The 23,406-nt window shown below is 69.9% G+C and carries 26 protein-coding genes and 1 tRNA gene; 7 read left to right on the forward strand and 20 right to left on the reverse strand.

What is annotated here, in order from left to right; translation table 11 throughout:
* The 7 genes from WG922_RS01705 to WG922_RS01735 form a co-directional block, all read right to left on the reverse strand.
* Positions 1-909 (reverse strand): hydroxymethylglutaryl-CoA lyase, encoded by a 909-nt coding sequence (locus WG922_RS01705; protein WP_340280181.1) that lies wholly within the window; start codon positions 907-909, stop codon positions 1-3.
* A gap of 75 nt (positions 910-984) precedes the next feature.
* Positions 985-1,905 carry a 2-hydroxyacid dehydrogenase gene (locus WG922_RS01710; RefSeq protein ID WP_340280183.1) on the reverse strand — a complete coding sequence of 307 codons (921 nt, stop codon included), beginning with the start codon at positions 1,903-1,905 and terminating at the stop codon, positions 985-987.
* Positions 1,906-1,943: 38 nt separating this feature from the next.
* Positions 1,944-3,944, reverse strand: coding sequence for an acetyl/propionyl/methylcrotonyl-CoA carboxylase subunit alpha (locus tag WG922_RS01715; protein WP_340280184.1), 2,001 nt, complete (start codon positions 3,942-3,944; stop codon positions 1,944-1,946).
* 4 nt (positions 3,945-3,948) lie between these two features.
* Entirely contained in the window at positions 3,949-4,593 is a 645-nt protein-coding gene (locus WG922_RS01720; RefSeq protein WP_340280185.1) for a DUF4126 domain-containing protein, read from the reverse strand.
* An 11-nt stretch (positions 4,594-4,604) separates the two neighbouring features.
* Complete coding sequence (locus WG922_RS01725; protein WP_340280186.1) at positions 4,605-5,387, reverse strand: enoyl-CoA hydratase/isomerase family protein; 783 nt, start codon at positions 5,385-5,387, stop codon at positions 4,605-4,607.
* Positions 5,374-5,922: a DinB family protein gene (locus WG922_RS01730; RefSeq protein WP_340280187.1), complete on the reverse strand. Its 549-nt coding sequence runs from the start codon at positions 5,920-5,922 to the stop codon at positions 5,374-5,376. The genes WG922_RS01725 and WG922_RS01730 overlap by 14 nt, the downstream gene beginning before the upstream one ends.
* Before the next feature lie 47 nt (positions 5,923-5,969).
* Positions 5,970-7,577: a carboxyl transferase domain-containing protein gene (locus WG922_RS01735; protein WP_340280188.1), complete on the reverse strand. Its 1,608-nt coding sequence runs from the start codon at positions 7,575-7,577 to the stop codon at positions 5,970-5,972.
* A 104-nt stretch (positions 7,578-7,681) separates the two neighbouring features.
* On the opposite strand from WG922_RS01735, the gene WG922_RS01740 reads away from it, so the two are divergent.
* Positions 7,682-8,731, forward strand: a complete 1,050-nt coding sequence (locus WG922_RS01740; protein ID WP_340280191.1) for an AraC family transcriptional regulator — start codon at positions 7,682-7,684, stop codon at positions 8,729-8,731.
* Here the strand turns inward: WG922_RS01740 and WG922_RS01745 are convergent.
* Positions 8,717-9,076, reverse strand: a complete 360-nt coding sequence (locus WG922_RS01745; protein ID WP_340280193.1) for a hypothetical protein — start codon at positions 9,074-9,076, stop codon at positions 8,717-8,719. The genes WG922_RS01740 and WG922_RS01745 overlap by 15 nt on opposite strands.
* Before the next feature lie 148 nt (positions 9,077-9,224).
* Positions 9,225-9,572: a four-helix bundle copper-binding protein gene (locus tag WG922_RS01750; RefSeq protein ID WP_340280195.1), complete on the reverse strand. Its 348-nt coding sequence runs from the start codon at positions 9,570-9,572 to the stop codon at positions 9,225-9,227.
* A 171-nt stretch (positions 9,573-9,743) separates the two neighbouring features.
* Between WG922_RS01750 and WG922_RS01755 the strand changes: the two genes are divergently transcribed.
* A complete protein-coding gene (locus WG922_RS01755) occupies positions 9,744-10,148 on the forward strand; it encodes a cupin domain-containing protein (RefSeq protein ID WP_340280198.1) in 405 nt (134 codons plus the stop codon).
* On the opposite strand, the gene WG922_RS01760 is transcribed toward WG922_RS01755, so the two are convergent.
* The 4 genes from WG922_RS01760 to WG922_RS01775 all read right to left on the reverse strand — a co-directional run bounded on the left by WG922_RS01760 (position 10,112) and on the right by WG922_RS01775 (position 13,348).
* Positions 10,112-10,693, reverse strand: a complete 582-nt coding sequence (locus tag WG922_RS01760; RefSeq protein WP_340280200.1) for a restriction endonuclease — start codon at positions 10,691-10,693, stop codon at positions 10,112-10,114. The two genes, WG922_RS01755 and WG922_RS01760, sit on opposite strands and share 37 nt — an antisense overlap.
* A gap of 92 nt (positions 10,694-10,785) precedes the next feature.
* Positions 10,786-12,090, reverse strand: a complete 1,305-nt coding sequence (gene paaK, locus WG922_RS01765) for a phenylacetate--CoA ligase PaaK (protein WP_340280202.1) — start codon at positions 12,088-12,090, stop codon at positions 10,786-10,788.
* Positions 12,087-12,548, reverse strand: coding sequence for a hydroxyphenylacetyl-CoA thioesterase PaaI (paaI, locus tag WG922_RS01770; RefSeq protein WP_340280204.1), 462 nt, complete (start codon positions 12,546-12,548; stop codon positions 12,087-12,089). Before paaI ends, paaK begins: the two co-directional genes overlap by 4 nt.
* Positions 12,545-13,348 (reverse strand): enoyl-CoA hydratase-related protein, encoded by an 804-nt coding sequence (locus WG922_RS01775; RefSeq protein WP_340280206.1) that lies wholly within the window; start codon positions 13,346-13,348, stop codon positions 12,545-12,547. Before WG922_RS01775 ends, paaI begins: the two co-directional genes overlap by 4 nt.
* 115 nt (positions 13,349-13,463) lie before the next feature.
* Here WG922_RS01775 and WG922_RS01780 point away from each other — a divergent pair, with 115 nt between their 5' ends.
* Both WG922_RS01780 and WG922_RS01785 read left to right on the forward strand, forming a co-directional pair.
* A complete protein-coding gene (locus tag WG922_RS01780) occupies positions 13,464-14,243 on the forward strand; it encodes an enoyl-CoA hydratase (protein WP_340280208.1) in 780 nt (259 codons plus the stop codon).
* Positions 14,244-14,277: 34 nt separating this feature from the next.
* Positions 14,278-14,354, forward strand: a tRNA-Met gene (locus WG922_RS01785).
* Between the two features lie 211 nt (positions 14,355-14,565).
* Here WG922_RS01785 and WG922_RS01790 read toward each other — a convergent pair.
* From WG922_RS01790 to WG922_RS01810, 5 genes are read right to left on the reverse strand one after another with little or no spacing between them, the layout of a single operon-like run.
* Complete coding sequence (locus WG922_RS01790) at positions 14,566-15,174, reverse strand: glutathione S-transferase family protein (RefSeq protein ID WP_340280211.1); 609 nt, start codon at positions 15,172-15,174, stop codon at positions 14,566-14,568.
* Positions 15,171-15,605 carry a hypothetical protein gene (locus WG922_RS01795; protein WP_340280214.1) on the reverse strand — a complete coding sequence of 145 codons (435 nt, stop codon included), beginning with the start codon at positions 15,603-15,605 and terminating at the stop codon, positions 15,171-15,173. The genes WG922_RS01790 and WG922_RS01795 overlap by 4 nt, the downstream gene beginning before the upstream one ends.
* 50 nt (positions 15,606-15,655) lie before the next feature.
* Positions 15,656-17,059: an MmgE/PrpD family protein gene (locus tag WG922_RS01800; RefSeq protein ID WP_340280217.1), complete on the reverse strand. Its 1,404-nt coding sequence runs from the start codon at positions 17,057-17,059 to the stop codon at positions 15,656-15,658.
* A 27-nt stretch (positions 17,060-17,086) separates the two neighbouring features.
* Positions 17,087-18,046: a sugar ABC transporter substrate-binding protein gene (locus WG922_RS01805; RefSeq protein ID WP_340280220.1), complete on the reverse strand. Its 960-nt coding sequence runs from the start codon at positions 18,044-18,046 to the stop codon at positions 17,087-17,089.
* A 5-nt stretch (positions 18,047-18,051) separates the two neighbouring features.
* Positions 18,052-19,032, reverse strand: a complete 981-nt coding sequence (locus WG922_RS01810; RefSeq protein WP_340280222.1) for a Bug family tripartite tricarboxylate transporter substrate binding protein — start codon at positions 19,030-19,032, stop codon at positions 18,052-18,054.
* A gap of 170 nt (positions 19,033-19,202) precedes the next feature.
* On the opposite strand from WG922_RS01810, the gene WG922_RS01815 reads away from it, so the two are divergent.
* The 3 genes from WG922_RS01815 to WG922_RS01825 all read left to right on the forward strand — a co-directional run bounded on the left by WG922_RS01815 (position 19,203) and on the right by WG922_RS01825 (position 21,701).
* On the forward strand, positions 19,203-19,895 hold the full coding sequence (locus tag WG922_RS01815; RefSeq protein WP_340280225.1) for a GntR family transcriptional regulator: 693 nt from the start codon (positions 19,203-19,205) through the stop codon (positions 19,893-19,895).
* 211 nt (positions 19,896-20,106) lie between these two features.
* A complete protein-coding gene (locus tag WG922_RS01820) occupies positions 20,107-20,706 on the forward strand; it encodes a glycine zipper 2TM domain-containing protein (RefSeq protein ID WP_340280227.1) in 600 nt (199 codons plus the stop codon).
* Between the two features lie 176 nt (positions 20,707-20,882).
* Entirely contained in the window at positions 20,883-21,701 is an 819-nt protein-coding gene (locus tag WG922_RS01825) for an AraC family transcriptional regulator (protein WP_340280230.1), read from the forward strand.
* Here the strand turns inward: WG922_RS01825 and WG922_RS01830 are convergent.
* Complete coding sequence (locus WG922_RS01830) at positions 21,689-22,969, reverse strand: cytochrome-c peroxidase (RefSeq protein ID WP_340280232.1); 1,281 nt, start codon at positions 22,967-22,969, stop codon at positions 21,689-21,691. The two genes, WG922_RS01825 and WG922_RS01830, sit on opposite strands and share 13 nt — an antisense overlap.
* Before the next feature lie 7 nt (positions 22,970-22,976).
* Positions 22,977-23,402, reverse strand: a complete 426-nt coding sequence (locus tag WG922_RS01835) for a FixH family protein (RefSeq protein WP_340280234.1) — start codon at positions 23,400-23,402, stop codon at positions 22,977-22,979.
* Positions 23,403-23,406 lie beyond the last annotated feature (4 nt).

The following is a 23,406-nucleotide window of genomic DNA, read 5'->3' on the forward strand; positions in this document are numbered from 1 at the left end:
TCATGACGCCCGCTTGTTCAGCAGCGCCGTCGCCGCACGCGAGTTCGGCGGGCGCTGCAGGTGGCTGCTGATGGCGGCGCCGGCATCGACGAGCCGGTCGAGGTCGATGCCGGTCTCGATGCCCATACCGTGCAGCAGGAAGACCACGTCCTCCGTCGCGACGTTGCCCGTGGCGCCCTTGGCATAGGGGCAGCCGCCCAGGCCGGCGATGGAGGTGTCGAAGTGCCAGATGCCGAGTTCGAGCGAGGCCAGGGTGTTGGCCAGCGCCTGGCCGTAGGTGTCGTGGTAGTGGCCCGAGACCGCGTCCAGCTCGAAGTGCCGCAGCGCCGCCTCGAGGGCGCGCTGCACCTTGCGCGGCGTGCCCACGCCGATGGTGTCGGCCACGCCCACGTGCTGCACGCCGATCTCCTTCATGAGCCGCGCGACCAGCTCGACCCGCTCGGGCGCGATCTCGCCCTCGTACGGACATCCCACGGTGCAGGAGATGGCCCCGCGCACCGTGATGCCGCGCGCGCGGGCGGCCTGCGCCACCGGGGCGAAGCGCTCGATGCTCTCGGCGATGGAGCAGTTGATGTTCTTGCGGCTGAAGGCCTCGCTCGCCGCCCCGAACACCACGATCTCGTCGGCGCCGCTGGCCAGTGCGCCTTCCAAGCCCTGCATGTTGGGGGTGAGCACCGCGTAGCGCACGCCCTTGCGACGCTCGATGCCAGCCATGACGGCGGCGGCGTCGGCCATCTGCGGCACCCATTTGGGGCTGACGAAGCTGGTGACCTCGATCTCGGTCAGGCCGGCATCCTGCAGACGGTGGACCAGGTCGATCTTGACCTCGGCAGGAACGAGCTGCTTTTCGTTTTGCAGCCCGTCGCGCGGGCCGACCTCGACCAGCTGGACACGGGATGGGAGTTGCATGGGTTCGATCCTCTGGCGTTCGGGCGTTCGGGCGTTCGGGGGTTCGGGCGTTCGGGCGTTCGGGCGTTCGGGCGTTCAGTAGCCGCGCGCGGGATCGACGATGCCGGCGATAGGTTCGCCCCGCTCCAGCGCAGCGATCTTGCGCGCGATCTGCGCGATGCTTTCGTCGCGCAGCGTGCGCGCCGACGTATGGGGCGTGAGCGTCAGGCGCGGCTCGCGCCAGAACGGATGGTCCGTCGGCAGCGGCTCGGTGCGGAACACGTCCAGGGTGGCGCCTGCGAGCTGGCCGGTATCCAGCAGCGCGAGCAGGTCGGCATCCACCAGGTGCGCGCCGCGGGCGACATTGATCAGGTAACCCCCGGGCAGCAGGCGCGCCAGCGTGTCGCGGTTCAGGATGCCTTCGGTCGCCGGCGTCAGCGGCAGCAGGCACACCAGCACCCGGGTGCCCGCGAGGAAGGCGTCGAGCTGCGCAGGTCCGGCGAAGCAGTCCACGCCCTCCACCTGGCGCGGGCTGCGGCTCCAGCCGCGCACCGGAAACTCGAACTGCGCCACGGCGCGGGCGACGCGCTGGCCCAGCACGCCCATGCCGAGGATGCCGACGGGAAAATCGCTGCGGCTGCGCGGCTTGCGAAAGGACCAGCGTCCCTCGGCCATGTCGCGCTCGTAGCCGTCGAATTCGCGGAAGTGCCGGATGAGCGCGTGGCAGACGTACTCGGCCATCTGCACGCCCATGCCGGCGTCGTCGAGGCGCACCACGCGTGCGCCGGCGGGCAGCCGCAGCCTGAGCAGGCCATCGACCCCGGCTCCGATGTTGAAGATGCCGCGCAGCGCCGGCTGCTCGTCGATGAACTGCTGGGGAGGCCCCCAGACCACGGCGTAGTCGGCCTGCGGCGCGCCGGGGCTCCATTCGGCCACCTCGGCTCCGGCAAGGGCGGCACGCAGCCCGAGCAGCCAGGGCTCGGCCCGCGTGTCGGTGCAGCAGAAACTGATTCGCATGGCGCAATTGTGCGTCGCGCGTCACACCCTCCAGCGGATCAGCCGGCGGTCAGGGTGAGCAGCTCGGCCCCCTCGGCGACCTGGTCGCCCGGTGCGTACAGCAGTTCCGCCACGGTGCCGTCGGCGGGCGCGGCGATGGTGTGCTCCATCTTCATGGCCTCCATCACGGCCAGGGCCTGGCCCTTGCGCACGGCGTCGCCGGCGCGCACGGCGAAGGAGACCACCTTGCCCGGCATGGGCGCGGTCAGCCGGCCGCCCTCGGCCTGCGCCTCGCCGGCATGGGCCAGCAAGTCGAGCGAGACGATGTCGGCAGCGCCGCGGCGCGTGAACACGTGGTCGGTCTCGCCCTGGGCATACACCCACACGCGTTCGCGGCGGCCGGCATAGCGCAGGTCGATGGACCCGTCGGGCAGGGCCTCGAAGGCGAGCGGCTCGGATACCCCGTCTGCCAGCTGGAGCTGCAGCGCGCCGTCGTGCAGGTAGGCCAGCTCGGCCTGCGCCGGCTCCCCGCCGAACTCGAAGGCGAAGCGGCGCGTGGCGAGTCCGTGCGAGCGCCAGCCGTCGGCGCGGCTGAACGGATCGGCGCCTTCGGCCGCGCGCTCGGACAGCAGCGTGGACGCGACGACCGCGGCCGCGGCCACCGGCAGCTCGACGGCTTGCTGGTGGAACAGCGCGGCTTGCTCGCGCTGGATGAGGGCCGTGTCGAGCCGCGCCTGGGCGAACGAGTCGGTGCGGACGACGTGGCGCAGGAACTGCACGTTGGTGGACAGCCCGACGATGTGCAGCTGCGCCAGCGCATCGTCCAGGCGTGCCAGCGCTTCCTGGCGCGTGGCGCCGTGGACGATGAGCTTCGCGACCATCGAGTCGTAGAAGGGCGAGATCACGTCGCCCTCGCGCACGCCGTCGTCGATGCGCACCGATGCCCGCTCGAAGCTGGCAGCCGCAGGCTTGCGATAGACGTGCAGCGTGCCGGTGGCGGGCAGGAAGTTGTTGTCGGGGTTTTCGGCGCAGATGCGCGCCTCGATGGCGTGGCCGTCCAGTCGCAGCTGCTCCTGCGTGAGCGGCAGCGGCTCGCCCGCGGCGACGCGCAGCTGCCACTCGACCAGGTCGAGCCCGGTGACGGCCTCGGTGACCGGGTGCTCCACCTGCAGCCGGGTGTTCATCTCCATGAAGAAGAACTCCATGGCGCCGTCGGCGCCCTGCTCCACGATGAACTCCACGGTACCGGCGCCGACGTAATCGACGGCGCGCGCGGCCGCCACCGCCGCCTCGCCCATGCGCCGGCGCAGCGCCGGCGTCATGCCGGGTGCGGGCGCCTCCTCGAGCACTTTCTGGTGGCGCCGCTGCACCGAGCAGTCGCGCTCGAACAGCCAGACGCACTGGCCGTGCGTGTCGCCGAAGACCTGGATCTCGATGTGGCGGGGGCGCTGCACGTATTTCTCGATCAGCACGGCGTCGTCGCCGAAGCTGCTGGCGGCCTCGCGCTTGCACGAGGCGAGGGCCTCGTCGAAATCGGCGGCACGCTCGACCGCTCGCATGCCCTTGCCGCCGCCGCCGGCGCTGGCCTTGATCAGCACCGGATAGCCGATGCGCTCGGCCTCGGCGCGCAGGAAATCGGGCTCCTGGCGGCTGCCGTGGTAGCCGGGCACCAGCGGCACGCCGGCCCGTTCCATGAGCTGCTTGGACTCGGCCTTCAGGCCCATGGCCTGGATGGCCGCGGCGGGCGGGCCGATGAAGACGATGCCAGCCTGCGCGCAGGCCTGGGCGAACTCCTCGTTCTCGCTGAGAAAACCGTAGCCGGGGTGGATGGCTTCGGCGCCGGTCGCACGGGCCGCCTCGATGATGCGGTCCCATTGCAGATAACTCTCGCGCGGTGCGCTGCCGCCGATGTGCACGGCCTCGTCGCAGGCATCGACGTGCTTGGCCTGTGCGTCGGCGTCGGAATAGACCGCGACAGTGCGCACGGCGAGCCGTCGGGCGGTGGCGGCGACCCGGCAGGCGATCTCGCCGCGGTTGGCGATCAGGATCTTCTTGAACATGGCTCTAGCGGCTTCCTTGGGCGGGCGGGCGACGGCCCGCGAAGAGTTTGGGGACCTCGCGCATCACCGTGCGCAGGAACTTGAACAGCACGATGACCAGGGCCACGGCCATGACGATGCTCACGGCGAGCACGCCGGCGAAGGCGATCGGATAGGTGGCCGAGAGCCACAGCATGAAGATCACGAAGCCGTCCTCGAGCAGCGAGACGCTGACGTTGGTGAACGGCTCGGGCGAGGTGTTCACCGCGGCGCGCGTGGTCATCTTCGCGGTGTGGCTCGTGGCCGCGAGCCCGCCCCCCATCAATGCGGCGAGCCACATGATGGTCGAGCCGTCGGCGCCCAGCGCGCCCGCCGCCAGCGCGGCGCCGGCCGGGATGCGAATGAGGGTGTGGATCGCGTCCCAGAGCGTATCGACCAGCGGCAGCTTGTCGGCGAAGAACTCGACCAGCAGCATGGTGGCGCTTCCCGCCAGCACCACCGGATGCTCCAGCAGTTGCAGGCCCGGCGGCAGTTCGATCCACCCCGTGGTGCCAGCCAGGCCGGTGAGGAAGACGACTGCATAGAGCCGGATGCCGCTGGTCCAGCCGAGCGCGGCGGCCAGCGCCAGCAGCTCGGGGGGCGTGTCGGGCAGGCCGGGGATGGTGGGCATGGCGCCTCCCTTCAGCCCTGCAGCCAGCCGGGCTTGCGCTTGTCGAGGAAAGCGCGCACGCCCTCGCGGCCTTCGGCGCCCGCGCGGCTGTCGGCGATGCCCTCCACCGTGCGCTGCACCAGTGCGGGCGTGACCTCGCGACCAACCACGTCGTGCAGCAGCTGCTTGCAGGCCTTGACCGCCTCCGGCCCCGCCTGCACGAGGTGCCGCGTGATGTGGGCGACGCGCGCGTCGAGCTGATCGGGCGCGACGACCTCGTGCACGAGACCGATGCGCAGCGCCTCGGCCGCGTCGAAGCGTTCGGCGGTGAGGAAATAGCGGTGCGCGGCGCGCGCGCCGATGGCACGGACGACGTAGGGGCTGATGGTGGCCGGTATGAGACCGATGCGCACCTCGCTCAGGCAGAAGCCGGCGCCCTCGACCGACACGGCCATGTCGCAGGCGGCGACCAAACCCAGGCCGCCGGCGTAGGTGTCGCCCTGCACGCGTGCCACGGTGGGCTTGGGGCAGCGCCAGACCAGCTCGAGCATGCGCGCCAGGGCACTGGCGTCGTCGATGTTCTCGTCGCGGCTGAAGGTGGCCATGCGCTCCATCCATCGCAGGTCGGCGCCCGCGCAGAAGGCAGGGCCGTTGGCCGCGAGCACGACGGCGCGCACCTCGGGGCGGTGGCCGAGTTCGAGGAACACGGCCCCCAGCTCGGCGATGACTTCGTCGTTGAAGGCGTTGCGCACTTCGGGCCGGTTGAGGGTGACGCTGGCCACGCCGTCGGCGAAGCCGAGTTCAAGATGTTTCATGCACGCTCCTCGGGGGTTCGGCGCGGCTGCGCGCCTGCTGCTCCTGCATCAGGATGATCCAGTCGAGCTCGGGCGCCTCGCGGCCCTGGGCCGTGAGCGCCGCGGTGATCTGGCCGCGGTGGTGGGTGGCGTGGTTGAACACGTGTCCCAGGGTGCCAGCCAGTGGCACGACCACCGCCTGGCCGTTGTTGCGGGTGTAGGTGAGCGTGCCGGCGAGCTGCTGCGGCGGCGTGGCCGCCAGCCATGTGGACCAGCGCCGGGCCGCTTCTTGCAACGCGTCGGCCAGTGCGTCGCGCCCGGCCACGAGCTCGGCGTTCAGGGCGATGCGCGGCGAACACCCGTCCATCACCCGCGCCTGCCACAGCCGCTCGGCCACCAGCAGGTGGTTGAGCGTGCCGTGGATGGAGCCGAAGAACAGCCCTGCATCGCCGCGCAGGGACGCCTCGGGCAGCGCGCGCAGCTGCGGCCCGAGCAGCCGCTCGGTGGCCCACACGTGGTAGTGCGCCAGCTGCTGGAAGTAGGTGCTCAGGTCCATCGGATGCGCTTGCCTGCGGCGTTGCTCGGTCCTCGTGCGCTTGCACGCTACATGCGGAACACGCCGAAGCGCGGTTCGGGGATGGGCGCGTTCAGCGCGGCGGAAAGCCCCAGCGCCAGCATGCGGCGGGTGTCGGCGGGGTCGATGACCCCATCGTCCCACAGGCGGGCGCTGGCGTAATAGGGGTGGGACTGATGGGCGAACTGCTCGAGAAGGGGCTGCTTGAACGCCGCCTCTTCGTCGGCGCTCCAGCGCCCGCCGCGACCTTCGATGCCGTCGCGCTTGACGGTGGCGAGCACGCTGGCCGCCTGCTCCCCGCCCATGACCGAGATGCGCGCGTTGGGCCACATCCAGAGGAAACGCGGCGAGTAGGCGCGGCCGCACATGCCGTAGTTGCCGGCGCCGTAGCTGCCGCCGATGATGACGGTGAACTTGGGCACGTTCACCGTGGCCACGGCGGTGACCATCTTGGCGCCGTGCCGCGCGATGCCCTCGTTCTCGTACTTGCGTCCGACCATGAAGCCGGTGATGTTCTGCAGGAACACCAGCGGCACCTTGCGCTGGCCGCACAGCTCGATGAAATGCGCACCCTTCTGGGCCGATTCGGAGAACAGGATGCCGTTGTTGGCGACGATGCCCACCGGCATGCCCTCGATGTGCGCGAAGCCGCACACCAGCGTGGCGCCGTAGCGCGCCTTGAATTCGTGGAACTCGGAGGCATCGACCACGCGGGCGATGATCTCGCGCACGTCGAAGGGCTTGCGCGTGTCGGTGGGCACCACGCCGTACAGCTCGGCCGGGTGGTATCTCGGCGGCTGCGGCGCCCGCAGCGCCTGCCCGTGCGCCTTGCTGCGGTTCAGGTTGGCCACTGCCTGGCGCGCCAGCGCCAGCGCGTGCAGGTCGTTCTGGGCCAGGTGGTCGGCAACGCCCGAGAGCCGGGTGTGCACGTCGCCGCCGCCCAGGTCTTCGGCGGTGACCACCTCGCCGGTGGCGGCCTTCACCAGGGGCGGGCCGCCCAGAAAGATGGTGCCCTGGTTCTTCACGATGATGGTCTCGTCGCTCATGGCCGGCACGTAGGCGCCGCCGGCGGTGCACGAGCCCATCACCACCGCGATCTGCGGGATGCCCTGCGCGGACATGGTGGCCTGGTTGTAGAAGATGCGGCCGAAATGGTCGCGGTCGGGAAAGACCTCGTCCTGGTTGGGCAGGTTGGCACCGCCGGAATCGACCAGGTAGACGCAGGGCAGGCAGTTCTGCTGCGCCACTTCCTGGGCGCGCAGGTGCTTCTTCACGGTCATGGGGTAGTAGGTGCCGCCCTTCACCGTGGCGTCGTTGCACACCACCATGCAGTCGATGCCGGCGATGCGGCCGATGCCCGCGATCAGCCCCGCGCAAGGTGCGTCGCCGTCGTACATGGCGTGCGCGGCGAGCGGGGCGATCTCGAGGAAGGGCGTGCCGGGGTCCAGCAGCATCTGCACGCGCTCGCGCGGCAGCAGCTTGCCGCGCGCAGTGTGGCGGGCCCGGGCGGTCTCGCCGCCGCCGGCTGCGGCGCGCGCGACCTGCGCGTTCAGGTCATCGACCAGCGCGCGCATGGCGGCGGCGTTGGCCTGGAACTGCGCCGAACGGGCGTTGAGCTGCGACTCGAGTTGGGGCATGGAAGTCCTCGCACGGCTGTGAATGCGCAAGCTTAGGAACAATCGCGGTCCCGCGGCCTGCCAGCAAGGTTGCAAATCGTGCCAAGCATCGCGACACTGTGCTGATGCCCCGCAGCGCCTCGCTCCTGCCCGTCCCGGCCTCCGCTGCCACCGTACCCATGGCCTACGCACAGGTGGTGGTGCAGGCCTTCCGTCAGCGCGCGCTGGACCCGCGGCAAGCCCTGGAGCTGGCACAGATCGCGCCAACGCAACTCACGGATTCCGGCGCGCACATCACGCCGCGCCAGATGGAGCTGCTGTCCGGCGCCGCCATGCAGGCGCTCGACGACGAGGCGCTGGGCGCCTTCGGACGGCGGCTTCCCTGGGGCAGCTACGGCATGCTGGCGCGGGCATCGATCAGTGCGCCCGATCTGGGGTTGGCGCTGCGGCGCTGGTGCCGCCACCACGGTCTGTTGGCGGACGACCTCACGCTGCGCGTCGCAACCGGCGGCAGCAGCGCCGGCATCGAGCTCGAGGAAGGCGCGCGCCACCGGGCGCTGCCGCCAGCCGCCCGGGAGTTCAGCCTGGTACACCTGCTGCGCAATGTGCACGGCCTGGCGAGCTGGTACATCGACTCGCGCATCGCGCTGCAGATGGCGCGGTTTCCGTTCGCAGCGCCGCCGCACGCCGACACCTACACCCACATGTTCCCTTGCGCCCTGGAATTCGGCGCGGCGCACGCCGAGATCGTCTTCGACGCCCGGTACCTGGCCCTGCCGCTGCGCCGCGACGAGCGCGCCCTGGCCCAGATGCTGCAGCGCGCGCTGCCGCTCACGGTGCTGCAGTACCGGCGCGACCGCCTGCTGGCGCAGCAGGTGCGGCAGGCGCTGCGTTCGCCGGCGGCCGGCGCCGCACCGGATGCGGCCACAGTCGCGGCGCTGCTGAACCTGTCCGCGCGCACCCTGCACCGGCAGCTGCGGGAGGCCGGCAGCAGCCTGCAGCAGCTGAAGGACGAGGTCCGCTGCGAACGCGCCCGGGAGCTGCTGTGGCGCAGCGACAAACCGGTCAAGCAGGTGGCCGCGGCGGCCGGCTTTCGCAACGAGAAGAGCTTCATTCGCGCGTTTCGCGCCTGGACGGGGACCACGCCTGCGGCATTTCGGTCAGGCCGCGCCTGAGTTGCCCGCAGGTGCGGCCGCCGGCGCATGCGGGGCGTTCGGCGGCTCGCGGTCGCGCCCGCCTGCAGCTGCGACAGCGGACGCGCGGCCCAGCGGCACGGAGGGGTCGAGCCGGCGCTTGTAGTGCGCGTAGTCGGCGGCCGCATCCGCGACACCGGCCTCGCCGACCGAGTCGATGGGTTCGGACTGGATCGCCACATGGCTGATGGACTCGCCGGCCCGGCGGCGGCGGCGCAGGTCCTCGGCGAACTGCAGGGCCTGGGCCAGCTGGTCGGCGGCGAAGCTGCGGTGCTGCGACTGCGGGCCGGAACCCTGCTGCCCTGCGAGCCAGAAGACCGCGATCATGGGCGCGGGCAAGCCGGCTCTGCAATCGGCGCCCATTCGCTCGGGGCACCGGAGTGGCGGAGACGCGCTGGCGCGACCGGCGCGCCCGGCGCACCCGGACCGGGCGCACCCGGCGCACGGCAGCGTCCTGCCATGGCCATCGGCGCATTCATGCCGCGGCGGCCATACGCTCGCACTCGCGCGCGCAGCGGTGGCAGGCCTCGGCGCACTGCTTGCAGTGGTCGGCGTCGTGGCGCGCGCACTCGTCGCCGCAGGCCTGGCACACCTGCGCGCAGACCCGGCACAACGCGGGCGCGTGGTCGCTGCCGCCGGCCATCAGGGCCGCCGCGAGCTGGCACACCTGGGCGCAATCGAAGTCCAGCGCGATGCATCGGGCCATGTGCTGCACGTCGGGCTCCTGCAGGCAGGCGGCCGCGCAGTGGCGGCATTCCATGGCGCAGGCATTGCAGGCGGCGATGCAGTCTGCGTAACGGCGAAGGGGATCCTGGGCTGGCATGGGTCGGGCTCCTCTGCATGCGCGAACGCGATGCGAGCCAGTCTAGGCACCCGCCCCCGCCGCACGGTGCCTGCCGCGCGATCTCTTACGGCCCACGCACTTGGTAACCCGAGGCGCCGCGGCGGCAGCCATCATGGCCTCATGCACGACACATCGAGGAGAGACTGACCCATGGCCCTGCCACACGCCGATCTGCTGGACGTGATCAACGTGAATCCGCTGGGGCCGAACCTGGTGGACGCGTTCAGCACCAGCCTCATCAAGACCGAGCGCATCCAGCTGCTGCACCTGGTGCTTCCGCAGCGGCAGGACCAGCCCGAGCACCACGTCGATTTCGAGAGCGTGATCCATTGCCTGGAAGGCCAGGTGGAAGTGGTGATGCCTGGCGGCACCCGCACCCTGCGGCCCGGCACCCTGGTGGTGCTGCCGCCCAAGCAGCGCCACAGCCTGCGCGCGCGCACCGACTGCGCGGTGCTGGTGACGCTGCTGCTGGACCGCGGCGATGCGGCGCACGGCGGCGGAGCGGGCGCCCGAACGCTTCAGGACGAGGGCAAGGACACGCCGCGCAGCAGCTGAGCGAGGGCTGGCCCCTGCAGCAGCTCGATGCGGTGCTGCTCGGCGAAGCGGCGCGCCTGCGGGGTCAGCTCGCCGAGCGCCACGTAGACGCCGGCGCTGGCATCGCGTTCGCGGGTGGCCTGCTGCAGTGCCTGCAGGGCGTCTTCACCGATGCGGGCTGCTTTCCAGCGCTTGGCGGCCACCACGGTATGCCGGCCGTTGCGCAGCAGCAGCAGGTCGGCCGCGCCGGTGAGCCGTTCGACCACATAGCCCTGGCGCTCGAAGCCCTGCACCAGCGCCTGCGAGAAGGCCGGCCAGCCCATGCCGGCAAGCGCCTGCTGCACCGCTTCCACCTGGCGCGCCGAGGGCGCATTCCACTGGCGGCGCAATGCGATCGCACCGATCACGAGGAAGGGGAAGCCCCCCATCGCGCCGAAAGCCCGCAGCTCGGCCGGCAGCAAGGCCGTCGAGATCAGCGTGAAGGCCAGCGCGATCGCGATGCTGATCCACCAGGGCGATCGCAGCAGGATGGCGAACAGCGAGTTGGGTGCCATCTTGAATTTCATGGGGCGCGATTGTCGCTGACACGCGGGGGCTTTCCGCAGGTGCCCGGGTGGCCGGGTTCCGCGTTGCCGCGTACAGGGCCTGGAGCCGAGGCTCAGAGCTTGCGCAGATCGAGCACGCGCTTGGCCTTGCCCTGGCTGCGCTCGACACCGCCGGCGGGCCGCAGCTCGACGCGCGCGCTGGCGCCGATGTAGGCCTTGATCTCGTGCTCGAGCCCCGCCGCGGCGCCGCGCGCGACCTCACCACCGGCGTCCAGCCCGCTGCGCACCTCGACCGCCACGGTGAGGCAGTCGAGCGGACCTTCTCGGGTGAGGACGCACTGGTAGTGCGGCGCCAGCTCGGCGTGGCGCAGGATCAGCTCCTCGACCTGCGTCGGGAACACGTTCACGCCGCGCACGATCATCATGTCGTCGCTGCGGCCGGTGATCTTTTCCATGCGGCGCATGGTGCGCGCGGTGCCGGGCAGCAGCCGGGTGAGGTCGCGCGTGCGGTAGCGGATCACCGGCAGCGCCTCCTTGGTCAGGCTGGTGAACACCAGCTCGCCCATCTCGCCGTCGGCCACCGGCTCGCCGGTCTGCGGATCGACGATCTCGGGGTAGAAGTGGTCCTCCCAGATGGTGGGTCCGTCCTTGGTCTCGACGCACTCGTTGGCGACGCCCGGGCCCATCACCTCCGACAGGCCGTAGATGTCCACGGCCTCGAGCGCGAGGCGCCGTTCGATGCTCGCGCGCATGTCGTGCGTCCAGGGCTCGGCGCCGAAGATGCCCAGGCGCAGGCTGCTCTCGCGCGGATCCAGGCCCTGGCGCTCGAACTCGTCTGCGATGGCCAGCATGTAGCTGGGCGTGACCATGATGATGTCGGGCCGGAAGTCGTGGATCAGCTGCACCTGGCGCTCGGTCTGTCCGCCGCCGAAGGGGACCACCGTCAGGCCCAGGTGCTCGGCCCCGTAGTGCGCGCCCAGCCCGCCCGTGAAGAGCCCATAGCCGTAGCTCACGTGCACCAGGTCGCCGGGCCGCGCGCCGCTGGCGCGCAGGCTGCGCGCCATCACCTGCGCCCAGGTCTCGATGTCGCGGCGGGTATAGCCGACCACGGTGGGCTTGCCGGTGGTGCCGCTGGAGGCGTGGATGCGCACGCACTGGGCGCGCGGCACCGCAAACATGCCGAAGGGATAGTGCTCGCGCAGGTCCTGCTTGGTGGTGAAGGGGAACCTGGCCAGGTCCGTCAGGCTGCGGCAGTCGTCGGGGTGCACGCCGGCCGCCTCGAACTTGGCGCGGTACACCGGCGAGTTGGCGTAGGCGTGGGCCAGCGTCGCCTGCAGGCGCTGCAGCTGCAGTGCACGCAGCTCGTCGATGCTGGCCTTTTCGATAGGCTCGAGGGGGAAGGCATTCACGGTATTCATGGCTGGTCCTGGGAGTCCGGTGCGTCCTCGGGTACGACGGTGCCCTGGAGCTGGGCGCTCTTGCCGCGGAACACCGCGACGACGTCGCCCTGCTGGTTGCGCACGGTCATGTCGTAGATGCCGTGGCGCCCCTGCAGCACCTGCTCGACACCCTCGCAGGTGAGCACATCGCCCAGCTGGCCCGGCTTGAGAAATTCGATGCTGCAACCGGCCGCCACCGTTACGCGGTTGCGGCTGTTGCAGGCGAAGGCGAATGTCGAATCGGCCAGGGTGAAGATGAAGCCGCCGTGGCAGATGCGGTGGCCGTTCAGGTGCAGCTCGCGCACCTGCATGCGCATGACGGCGCGGCCGGGCTCGCAGGCGAGCAGCTCCATGCCCATGGTGTCGCGCGAGGCACGGTCGCCTTCGAACATCTGGCGGCCGACGCGGGCGGCCAGGGCGACGGCGTCCACGTTCATTCGCCCTTGAAGCGGGCCGGCCGCTTCTCGAGGAAGGCGGTCACGCCCTCGATGTAGTCGTGGGTGGCGCCGAGCGCCGACTGCGTGTCGCGCTCCAGGTCGAGCTGTGTGTCGAGGTCGTTCGCGCCGGCCGCGCGCAGCAGCCGCCGCGTCTCCACCAGAGCGCGGGTGGGCAGTTGCGCCAGCCGTTGCGCGAGCGCCAGCGCCGCATCGACGCAGTCCTGGCCTTCGGCGGCAACGTCCCAGATCAGCCCCCACTCCTTCGCATCCTTGGCGGACAGCTTGTCACCCAGCATCGCGCAGCCCATTGCGCGGGCCAGCCCCAGCTTGCGCGCGAGGAACCAGGTGCCGCCGGCGTCGGGTACCAGGCCGATGCGGCTGAAAGCCTGGATGAAGCTGGCCCCCGGTGCCGCCACCGCCAGGTCGCAGGTCATGGCCAGCGAGGCGCCGGCGCCGGCCGCGACGCCGTTGACGGCGGCCACCGTGGGCACCCGCAGCGCCACGAGCTTGCGCACGGTGGGGTTGAAGGCCTTGTCGATCACCGGACCGGGATCGGCGCGGCGGACCAGGTCGGGTCCGGGCTCGAAGTCGAATTCGGACAGATCCGCCCCCGCGCAAAAGCCCCGGCCGGCTCCCGTGAGCACGACTGCCCGCAGGGCACGGTCGGCCTCGATGCGATCCAACGCAGCGCCGAGTTCGCGGTGCATCTGCCAGGTAAAACTGTTGAGCGCCTGGGGCCGGTTCAGGGTGATCAGCGCGACGGCGCCGCGCGTCTCGAAGAGGACGTCCTGCTGATTCATTCGTGGTCTCCTCGGGCGACTCTAGCATTGGCCGACCACGCGGTCGGTGAACGTTTTCCCTGGGATTTCCCTTGTACATTGGCCGCCTCATCCCAGTCCAGAAGGAGAACGGCGAATGGCATACGAACTCATCGAGGTGCGCACCGAGGCGGGCAAGGTCGGCGTGGTCCAGCTCAATCGCCCCAAGCAGTTGAATGCGCTGAACGAGCAGCTGATGGACGAGCTCGGTGCGGCCCTGCGCGCGTTCGATGCCGACCCGGCCATCGGCTGCATGGTGGTCACGGGCAGCGAAAAGGCCTTTGCCGCCGGCGCCGACATCGGCGCGATGGCCCAGTACACCTTCGCCGACGCCTACGGCCGCGACTACATCACGCGCAACTGGGAAACCATCCGCTCGATCCGCAAGCCGGTGATCGCCGCGGTGAGCGGCTTCGCGCTGGGCGGCGGCTGCGAGCTGGCGATGATGTGCGACTTCATCATCGCGGCCGACAACGCGAAGTTCGGGCAGCCGGAGATCAAGCTGGGCATCATCCCCGGCGCCGGCGGCACCCAGCGCCTGCCGCGCGCGGTCGGCAAGGCCAAGGCCATGGACATGGCCCTCACGGCGCGGATGATGGATGCCACCGAAGCCGAGCGCGCCGGGTTGGTCAGCCGCGTGGTGCCGCTGGACAAGCTGATGGAAGAAACCGTGGCCGCCGCGATCACGATCTGCGAGTTCTCGCAGCTGGCGGTGATGGCGGCCAAGGAGTCGGTCAACCGCGCCTTCGAGACCGGCCTGTCGGACGGCGTCATGTTCGAGCGCCGCCTCTTCCACGCCCTGTTCGCCACGGCCGACCAGAAGGAAGGCATGGACGCTTTTGTAAACAAGCGCAAGCCGCAATTCCAGCACCGTTGAGCCGCTCCGCGGGCCGCTATAATCTCGGTCTCTCGGCGCTTTAGCTCAGTCGGTTAGAGCGATGGAATCATAATCCACAGGTCCGCGGTTCGAGTCCGTGAAGCGCCACCATACGAAGCCTCGACAGGCGACGAAAGCCCGCTACTGAAAAGTTAGCGGGCTTTTTTTTTGCGCGATGCAACGCCGGGGAAATTCGCCCGCTTACATCCTGTCAACCACCCGCGCACCGAGTTTCGCGCCAACGCACCGCCCGCGTACGCAAAGAGAGCCCGACACGGTCGTTCCGGGCGCGACCACCCGGGCGAACGCACCTGAATACACCTCACGAAGGAATCGTCTCCACCACCGAAGGACGAGACGCGATCCGCTCGAACCATGCGGCCAGCCGCGGAAAGCCCCCGCGCCATTGCCAATCGGCGAAGCGGTAGTCGAGATAGCCGAGTGCGCACGTGACGGCGATCTGCGGCAAGGCGTAGTCCTCGCCCCAGCCATCCACTTCGGCTTCGAGCTCGGCCAGGCCGGCAAACACCTTGCGCTGCTGCCCTTGCACCCACTCGACCCAGCGCAGCGGCTCGGGACGCAGCGCCAGTTCGTAGCGGCACAGGATGGCCGCCTCGAGCATGCCGTCGGCGAGGGCCTCGCGGCGCAGGGCCGAGATGCGCGGCCAACCGGCATCCGGAAGCGCACGGGTGCCGCCGTGCAGCGTGTCCAGGTAGGCGCAGATCACGCTGGAGTCGTAGAGCGAGGTGCCGTCGTCCAGCAGCAGGACCGGCAGCTTCGACAGCGGGTTGTGCGCGGCCAGATCGTGCCGGGGCTCTACCGGCGAGACCGCGATCACGACCTCTTCCATGCGCCCGGACAGCCCCTTCTCCCGCGCGAGAATCCTGGCCTTGCGTGCGAAAGGCGAACCTTTGGTGATGAACAGCTTCATGCCGCCGGTCCTTTCGCGACCGTGCCCAGGGGCACGGCGTCTTCCACGTACTCGTTCATGAAGTTGAATTCCAGCTTGGTCCCCACGGGGTCGTGCAGGAACACCTGATAGCCGGCGCCCGGAATGTTCTGTTCCTGGAACTCGATGCCCAGGGCGGTCATGCGCTGGCGGAACGCGGCCGCGCCGGAGGCCCGCCACGCGATGTGGTCCACGCTCGCGTTGTGGTCGTTCTTGACGAAGGACCCGCGCGGATAGCGCGCCTGGACATGGACGATGGGATCGTCTCCATCGTAGAGCCAGGCACCGGGAAAATCGAACGCCGGCCGGAAGCCGACCCTCAGGCCCAGCACCTCGGCATAGAACCGCTCGATGTCGGCGAGGTCGTCCGTCGAGCAGCGGATATTCACGTGCAGGAAACCTTGGAACTTCATCGATCCTCCTGGGGCATCGTTGCAGGCCGTCGGCCGATGGTGCCACTGGCTCACGTCGTCCAAAGCGGCCGCAGCTCACGCACGTCGCGCACCTGCTCCAGTTGGTTGATGCGGGCGATCAGCTCGTCGGTGTGCTGCTGTCCGAGCACGGGTGCCATGAGGTCGCGCGCCTTGGCATTGACCTGCTCCGTCGTGAGCGGTCGCTCCTTGGTGCCCGGAGCGAACCGGGTGTGGTGGGCGACGCGCCGCCCGTCGAGCAGCTCCAGCTCGACGATCGCGCCGCGCGGCGCCGCGGGATCCATCAGCGCGGCGTCGCCTGCGAGGGTGAGCTTCTCGCGCACGGCCCGCACCGCCGGATCGTGCATCAGCGACGCGTCATGGCTGTCGGCAAACGAAACCTCGCCCTTGAGCAGCGCCAGCGAGACGAGGTGCTGGCAACTGACGTCGGCCATGGCGCTGTTGCCGACGATGCCCACGGCATCGGTGGGGATCCGGACGTGGATGGCGCGCACCTGCGCGGGCGTGAGACCGTGCTGGCGGCGCAGCAGCAGCATGGCGTCCAGTGCCGACTGGTTGGGATAACCCACCGAGAAGGTCTTGATCGACGATTCGGTGACGAAAAAGCGGCTCCCCAGCCCCTCGAGCATGGCCTCGGGCTGGGGCTCTCTGGACAAGGCGATGAAGAGGTTGTGCGTGCCGTCGAGCACGTCGTGCACGCCGGTCAGGCCCGCCTCCACCATGGTGACGGCAGTGACCCCATTGCGCGCGCCCATGCCGGCGAAGTCGAAGGCCTTCTCGATGTGGTCCTCGTCCTTGACCCAGCTCCACAGGCCCGAGACCTGCTGGGCGGCGTACGAGATCGCGAAGCGCATGCGCTGCTCGTCCAGCCCGGCCAGGGCGGCGGATCCGAGGGCGCAGAACGTGGAACTCGTCCCCTCGGCGCTGCGGTGGCTGGCGCGCACATGGGCCGGCCCGAGCGCCATCAGCAGGCGGCAGCCGAGGTCGTAGCCCAGCGCGACGGACCGCATGAGGGCCTCGCCCGAGCTGCCGTTCTTCTCGGCCACGGCGAGCGCGGCCGGCACGGCCGAAGAACCCGGATGCGCCTTGGTGGAAGGCTCGAAGTCGTCGGTCTCGTCCGCGTGCGCGCACATGCCGTTGGCCAGCGCGGCGTTGGCCGCCGTGGTGCACACGTCCGAGGCGAGCACCGCGGCCTGGGCCGTGCCGCCGAGCGAGCGCACGTACTCGATCGCCATCGCTCCCGGCCGCATGCGAGCGCCCGAAACGATGGCGGCGAGCGTGTCGAGGATGCGGTGCTTGCAGGCCTGGGCCACCTCCTCGGGCAGCGGGGCGTCGGCCGCGCCCGCCATGTAGCGAGCAAGCCGGCCGGTGACGTCCAGAGGCGCGGCGCGACCGGGTTCGTGGGCGGTGGCGGGGTTCGTGACGAGTGGGGTCATGGGGGACAGGAAGAGTGATCGGTTCGGCTAGCGCCCGGGGGCCTCGGGCCAGGTGATGGCGGTGGGGAATCTTCCGCCGACTTCGTCGAGCGTCAGCAGCCTTTGCTCCAGATACGGTCGGTCCCAGGCGCTGCAGTTGCCGCGGTCCACGACGGCGGCGGGCAGCTCGATCTCGACCGGGACGCGCTGCCCCCGCACGTGGCGGATCGCGCATTCGGTAGCCAGGTGGCACAACTGCATGGCGTTGAAATCGGCGGTGGCCACCATCCGGCCCTCCCGGATCGCCTGGATCGCTTCCGGGATGGCGTTGACGCCGACCACGGCGGCCTGTCGGCCAACCGCCTGCAGCGCAGCGAGCACGCCGATGGCCATGTCGTCGTTGGCGGCGAGCACCCCGTCGATGGCCGGTTGACTGCGCAGCACCTCGGCAAACGCCTCCTGCCCCGGACTCCGCAGGTTCGCACCGCAGCAGCGCGCGACGATGTCTATGCCAGGGTATTCGAGCGCCGCGGCTTCGAAGCCGCGCAGCCGCCGCACGTTGGTGGCGGTCGCGGGCGGTCCCTCGACGATCACCACGCGCCCACGCCCGCCCAGGTGCTGGAACAGGCGGCGGGCGATGCCGCTGGCCAGGTCGAAATCGGCCGCGCCGACATGCGAAATCGCCTGGCCTTCGCCGAGGCGTCCGATGAAGCTGAAGATCGGAATGCCGGCGGCCCGTATCGCAGCGATCGCAGGCTCCATGCGCGTCAGGTGCACCGCGGTAAAGACGAAGGCGTCCGGCCGGCGGGCGAGCGCCGCAGCCACCAGGGCAGTCTGCTGGTCCGGGTCGTCGGCGATCTCGGGCACGTAGTGCTCGATGCGCGCCCCGAGGCGCCCGGCCGCGCGCTCGGCGCCGATGCGAGCCGCTTCGTACGCGGGGTTGAGCCGGTTCTTGGTGAACACCGCGACCTGCGGATCACCGGAGGGACGCTGTTCGGACAGGAGCATCGTCTCTATTGCGCCGTGATGTTGGCCGCCCTGATGACCTTGTTCCAGCGCTCCGTCTCGATGGCATTGCGCTTGAGGGCGTCGTCCACGCTGCCGCCGAGCGGCGTCACCCCCAGCCCCTCGAAGCGCGCCTTGATTTCCGGTGAGCGGATGACGGTGTTGAGGTCGGCATTGAGCTTGCGGATGATCTCGGGCGACACCCCGCTCGGCGCCGAGATGGCGTACCACGGCACCGACGCATAGCCCGGCACCCCGGACTCGGCGATGGTGGGCACCTCGGGCAGGCTCGGGTGCCGCTGCGGGCTGGTCACGCCCAGCGGACGCAGCTTGCCGGCCTGGATGTGCGGCAGCGCGCTGGCCAGGTTGTCGATCATCAGGTTGATCTGCCCGCCGAGCAGATCGTTCAGCGCGGGGCCGCTGCCTTTGTATGGCACGTGGGTGAGCTTCACGTCGGCCATGTGCTCGAACAGTGCCGCCGCCATATGAATCGCGGAGCCCGGACCGGCCGAGCCGTACGTGATCTGTCCCGGTTGGGCCTTGGCCTGGGCAATGAGGTCGCCGACGCTGCGCGCCGGGGAGGACGGAGGCACGACGAGGACGCCGGCGCTCTCGGCCAGGAGCACCACCGGCTGCAGGTCCTTCACCGGGTTGTAGGTCAGATTGGGATAGATCGCCGACACGCCGTTGTGTCCGATGTGGCTGAGCATGAGCGTGTGCCCGTCGGGCGATGCCTTCGCGACCTCCGCGCCCGCCACGTGCCCGCCGGCGCCGGCCTTGTTCTCCACCACCACGGGCTGGTCGTAGACCTCCGACAGCCGCTGGGCGATCAGCCGGCTCAGCACGTCGGAGATGCCGCCGGGTGAGGCCGGCGCGATCAGCCGCACCTGCTTGCTGGGGTAGGCGGTCTGTGCACCCGCCATTCCGGGCAAGGCCGCAACGGCGAGGGCGCTGGCGAGCGTGATCAGGGTTTGGCGACGCTGGATCATCGGAATGTCTCCTGGAAAGGGAGTCCCATGATGGAAGGACATGGCGAAAACTGTCAACACTTCATAAAGCTTTGCCAACAATTCAACGTCCGTTTGCCTGCTGTTCCACCCCCCCTGTCGGCTTGCTACCATCGACCGTCGGCACCTTTGCTGACCCTCAGTCTCCCCTCATGAGCACCCTTCCGGACTCTCCTCCCCCTCGCAAGACCGTCCGCACCTCGGACCTGGCGCCCCGCATCGCCGAAGACCTCAAGCGGCTGATCTACGAAGGTGAGTTCGCCCCCGGTGACCGGCTCAACGAGGCTGCCCTGGCCCTGCGCATGGGTACCAGCCGCGGCCCTATCCGGGAGGCGGTGCGGGTGCTTACCGGCTGGGGGCTCGTCACCTCGGTACCCAATCGGGGCGTGTTCGTGCGCAAGCTGTCGGTGCGCGAGATGCTGGAGGTATACGAGCTGCGCGCGGTGCTGTTCGGCTACGGGGCGGAGATGGCCGCAGAGCGCGCGAACGAAGCGGACAAGCGCGGCCTGGAGCAGTTGCTTGACGAAATGGAGGAGGCCAGCACGCGCGGCGACGGCACGCGCTACTACGAGGTCAACCTGCGCTTTCACAGCACCATCATGGATCTGTCGGGCAACCGGCGGGCACGGCAGGCATACGACGAGTACGTCAAGGAGCTCCACGTGTTCCGGCGGCGCTACTTCAACGGGCCGGGGAACATGCGGGTCTCCAATGAGCAGCACCGGCATCTGGTGCAGGCCATCGTCAAGGGGCTGGGCGGGCGCGCCCGAACCCTGGCCGAACGACACGTGCTCGCAGGCCGGCAGCGGCTCCTGGGAAGCCTGGACGACGAGTCGATCGGTTGAATGGGAGGTGACCGCGCCGGATCGCACGCAAACGCGTGCTGCCGGTCAGGCCTTGCACGCAAGCTCGTGTTCGCACCTGGCAACACCCGGCGTACAAATCATCGCAACAGCCATGCGCGCATCGCCTGCGCGCAGCTTTGCAAAGACCTCCACGCGTCTGCTCGGCGCGGCACGCTAAGCTCGACAGCAGATCGCCACAAGGAGCCCATTGATGATCCGCATCGCCCTCATGACACCCGTTCTTTTCGCCGCCGCAACCGCCGGTGCCCAGACCTACGGTGCACTTCCACCCGCACCGGCAACCGTGGCCGCCCCCGTCCCTGTGGGCGCAGGAGCCTCGTTCACCGACATGGCGCGCGTGCGTTCCGTGCAGCCGCAGTACGAGACCGTGCAGATCCCACGGGAGGAATGCGGCGTCCAGCTGGTGACGGAGCAGCAGCAGCCACCGGCGACCGGCGGCGGCATCGGGGCCAACGGCTACGGCGGCGTCATCGTGGGCGGCGTTGCCGGCGCCCTTCTGGGCAACCGGGTCGGCAAGGGCCACGGGCGTGAAGCCGCCACCGCCGTGGGCGCCGTGGCCGGCGCCTTGGTGGGCGACCGGATCGCGAACAGCCAGGCCGCGCCCGCCGCGCCGCCCCAGATGGTCCAGCGTGAAGTGCGCAGCTGCCGCACGGTCTATGACCAGCAGCAGCGCCTGACCGGGTGGCGCGTCACCTACGACTACCACGGCCATGAAGCCACTGCCTTCACCCGCGACCAGCCCGGCTCGACCTTGCCGATTCGCGTGTCCATCACGCCGGAGGCGCGCTGAACGCCGGCCTCCTGGTCTGCACCCCTCATCCTGCACGAGCCGCCCGGCAGACATAAGGCTCGACGGCGGAACACGCGGCGCGGCCCCCTCGTTGCAGGTCTCGGCTGCAGGCACTCCGTGCGCGCGCGGCGCAGGCGCCTGCTTGCGTCGCCCTACCGCGCTTCTAAGATGAGCGCGTGAACTCGCAGCCCACCCTTTCACGCTACACAGGAGATTTCGTTGCCTGGCGGGGCGGCTGCGGATTTCTCGGCTGCGGCGGGCGCGGCACGATCGATACGCACTCGCACTACGCGATTCAGCTGGCCATCGGCGCGCCGTCCGGGCTCAAGGTGCAGTTCGGCCGACAAGGCACGCTGACCGCGTGCGCCGGGGCTCTCATTCCTTCGGCCGCCCCCCACACCATCGACGTCAACGACTGCGAGTGGACCGCTGTGCTGTTCGTGGAGCCAGAGACGACCGAGGGCAAGGCGCTCACGCGCATGCTCGAGGGAAAAGCCCGCTACCTGCCCTTGGAGACCGTGCTTGCCCCGGCCAGGAGGCTGGAGCAGGCGTGGCGCATCGAGAAAGACGCCGAAAAGGTGAAGGCCGTGTGCCTGCAGCTCGTGCAGGAGCTGGCACAAGCGAGCGCCCGCGAGCCCACGGACCCGCGGGTGCTGGCTGCCATCCAGGTCATCCACGACAGGGTGGACCAGAAGCTGACCCTGGAGCAGCTCGCCGCACTGGCGAACCTCTCGCCGAGCCGGTTCAGGCACTTGTTCGTTGCCGAGACGGGCATGCCGCTGCGGACGTACCTGCTCTGGCGCCGGCTGCTGCACGTCTGGACCCTGCTGATGCAGGGCGAGACGCTCTCGAGCGCGGCGCACGCGTCCGGCTTCGCCGACTCGGCCCACCTGTCGCGGACGGCTCGCACGATGTTCGGCCTGCCGCCCTCCGCGATGCAGATGACCGGCCCACTGAGCACCCGGCTTCGGGTGCCGCAGCACTACCTGGGCTGAAGCACTGGCCCGGTCAGCGTTCCCAGGAAAGCCGCCAGATCCTGGATATCCGCCTGCGACAGCCTGATCGTCTGCCGGTCGGCGTGCTTCTCGCCGGGCTGGGCCAACTCGCTGTGGCCGAGTGCCGCCTGGGGCGATCGGGCGTAGTGCTCCAGCACCTCCTCGATCGTTGCGAACTGTCCGGCGTGCATGTACGGGGCGCGCAGCGCGACATTGCGCAGGCTCGGCGTGCGAAAGGCGGCCAGCTGCCCCGGGTCGTCCGTCGCGAGGAACCGAAGCTCGCCGCACTGCTCGGGCTTCGCATCGCTGTATGGACCGAGGCAGTTGAACTCGTCCCGCATGAGCTTGTCGAGGGCGTCTGCTCGCCCCCGGTCGGGCCGGATCGGGTTCAGCGGCGGAACACCGGTGTTGTGGAAGGCGTGGTCGGTCATCAGGGGCCCGTTGTGGCACGTGACGCACTGGCCCTTGCCGAGGAACAGGCGCAAGCCGCGGACCTCCTGGAGGGTGAGCACCTCCTGCCCGCGGCCATCGCCCGCGGCAGTCGCTGCCACATATGTGTCGAATCTCCCTTCGCCGAACGACACCTGGCGCTCGTAGGCCGCGATGGCCTTGCCCACGTTGGCGAACACGCGGTTCACCGCATCCCGGCGCGCAGGCGGCATCGATTGCCACGCCACCCGTTCTGCAGCGTCTCCGTTCGGAGAGGCGGCTTGCGGAAGACCTTCCAGCGCGGGAAACGCGCCAAAGGCTTCCTGGTACTGCTGCCGATAGGCGCGCCCGAGCACCTGCACTACCGCCACCCGGTTGGTGCCGTGCTCGGCGGCATCCTCGAGCGGGCCCAGCGCCTGCGACCAGAGGCTGTCCTTGCGGCCATCCCAGAACAGAAAGGGAGAACGCGCCGCGCCCATGACCGGCATGGTCCGGCGCCGGCCCGTGCCCAGGCCCTGCCCGAGCTTCCGGCCGTCCTGGAACTGGTTATCGGCCGCGTGGCAGCTTGCGCAGGACACCGTGCCGTTGCGACTGAGGCGCACATCGTTGAACAGGGCCCGTCCGAGCGCCGCGACCTCTGCCTTGTTCTCGTACGCGTTGGACGGGTCGCTCGGCAACGGGCCGGCTCCGCCCAGCTGCATGGAAGCCAGGGTTGCCGTCTCCTGGGCCGACCACCGGTCGCGCGGCTTGCCGTCCTGCGCCGCCCCAACCGTCAGCGCGATGGCCGCGAGTGCCACGCCGGCTGCTGCGGCTGCTGCCGCTGCAAGTGCCGTGTTCACGCGTTCCTCACTTTCTCGCACTTTCGACCACCGTATTGAAGATGACCTTGTCGGCCCCGGCCGCGCCATCGATGGCCAGCTTCAGCTCCCACCACCCGGTCATGCTGAACTTCATGCCTTCGAGCAGGTACGTGCCGGGTTCGAGTTCGCGCGTCACGCGAGGCTGGGTGGGAAGGCCATGGCCATGCTGCGGCATGCCGCCGTCCACCTTGAAGGTTGCCGCGCGCACCGGCGTGCCGTCGGGCGTGGTCAGCGTGACCTTCCAGGCGTGCATCTGGTTGATGGCGGGCGTCTGCGCCGGCGCCTGCAGGGCCACGCGGTAGGTGCCTGCGGTGGTGAGCTTCTGCGATGAAACGTCCAGATCGGGCGGCTGCGTGCTGCAGCCGCCGGCCAGGGCGCAGAAGGCGAACACGCAAAGTGTGCGGCAGATCATCGTG

This window comes from Ramlibacter sp. AN1015, from assembly GCF_037726105.1.
Classification (GTDB): Bacteria; Pseudomonadota; Gammaproteobacteria; order Burkholderiales; family Burkholderiaceae_C; genus Ramlibacter.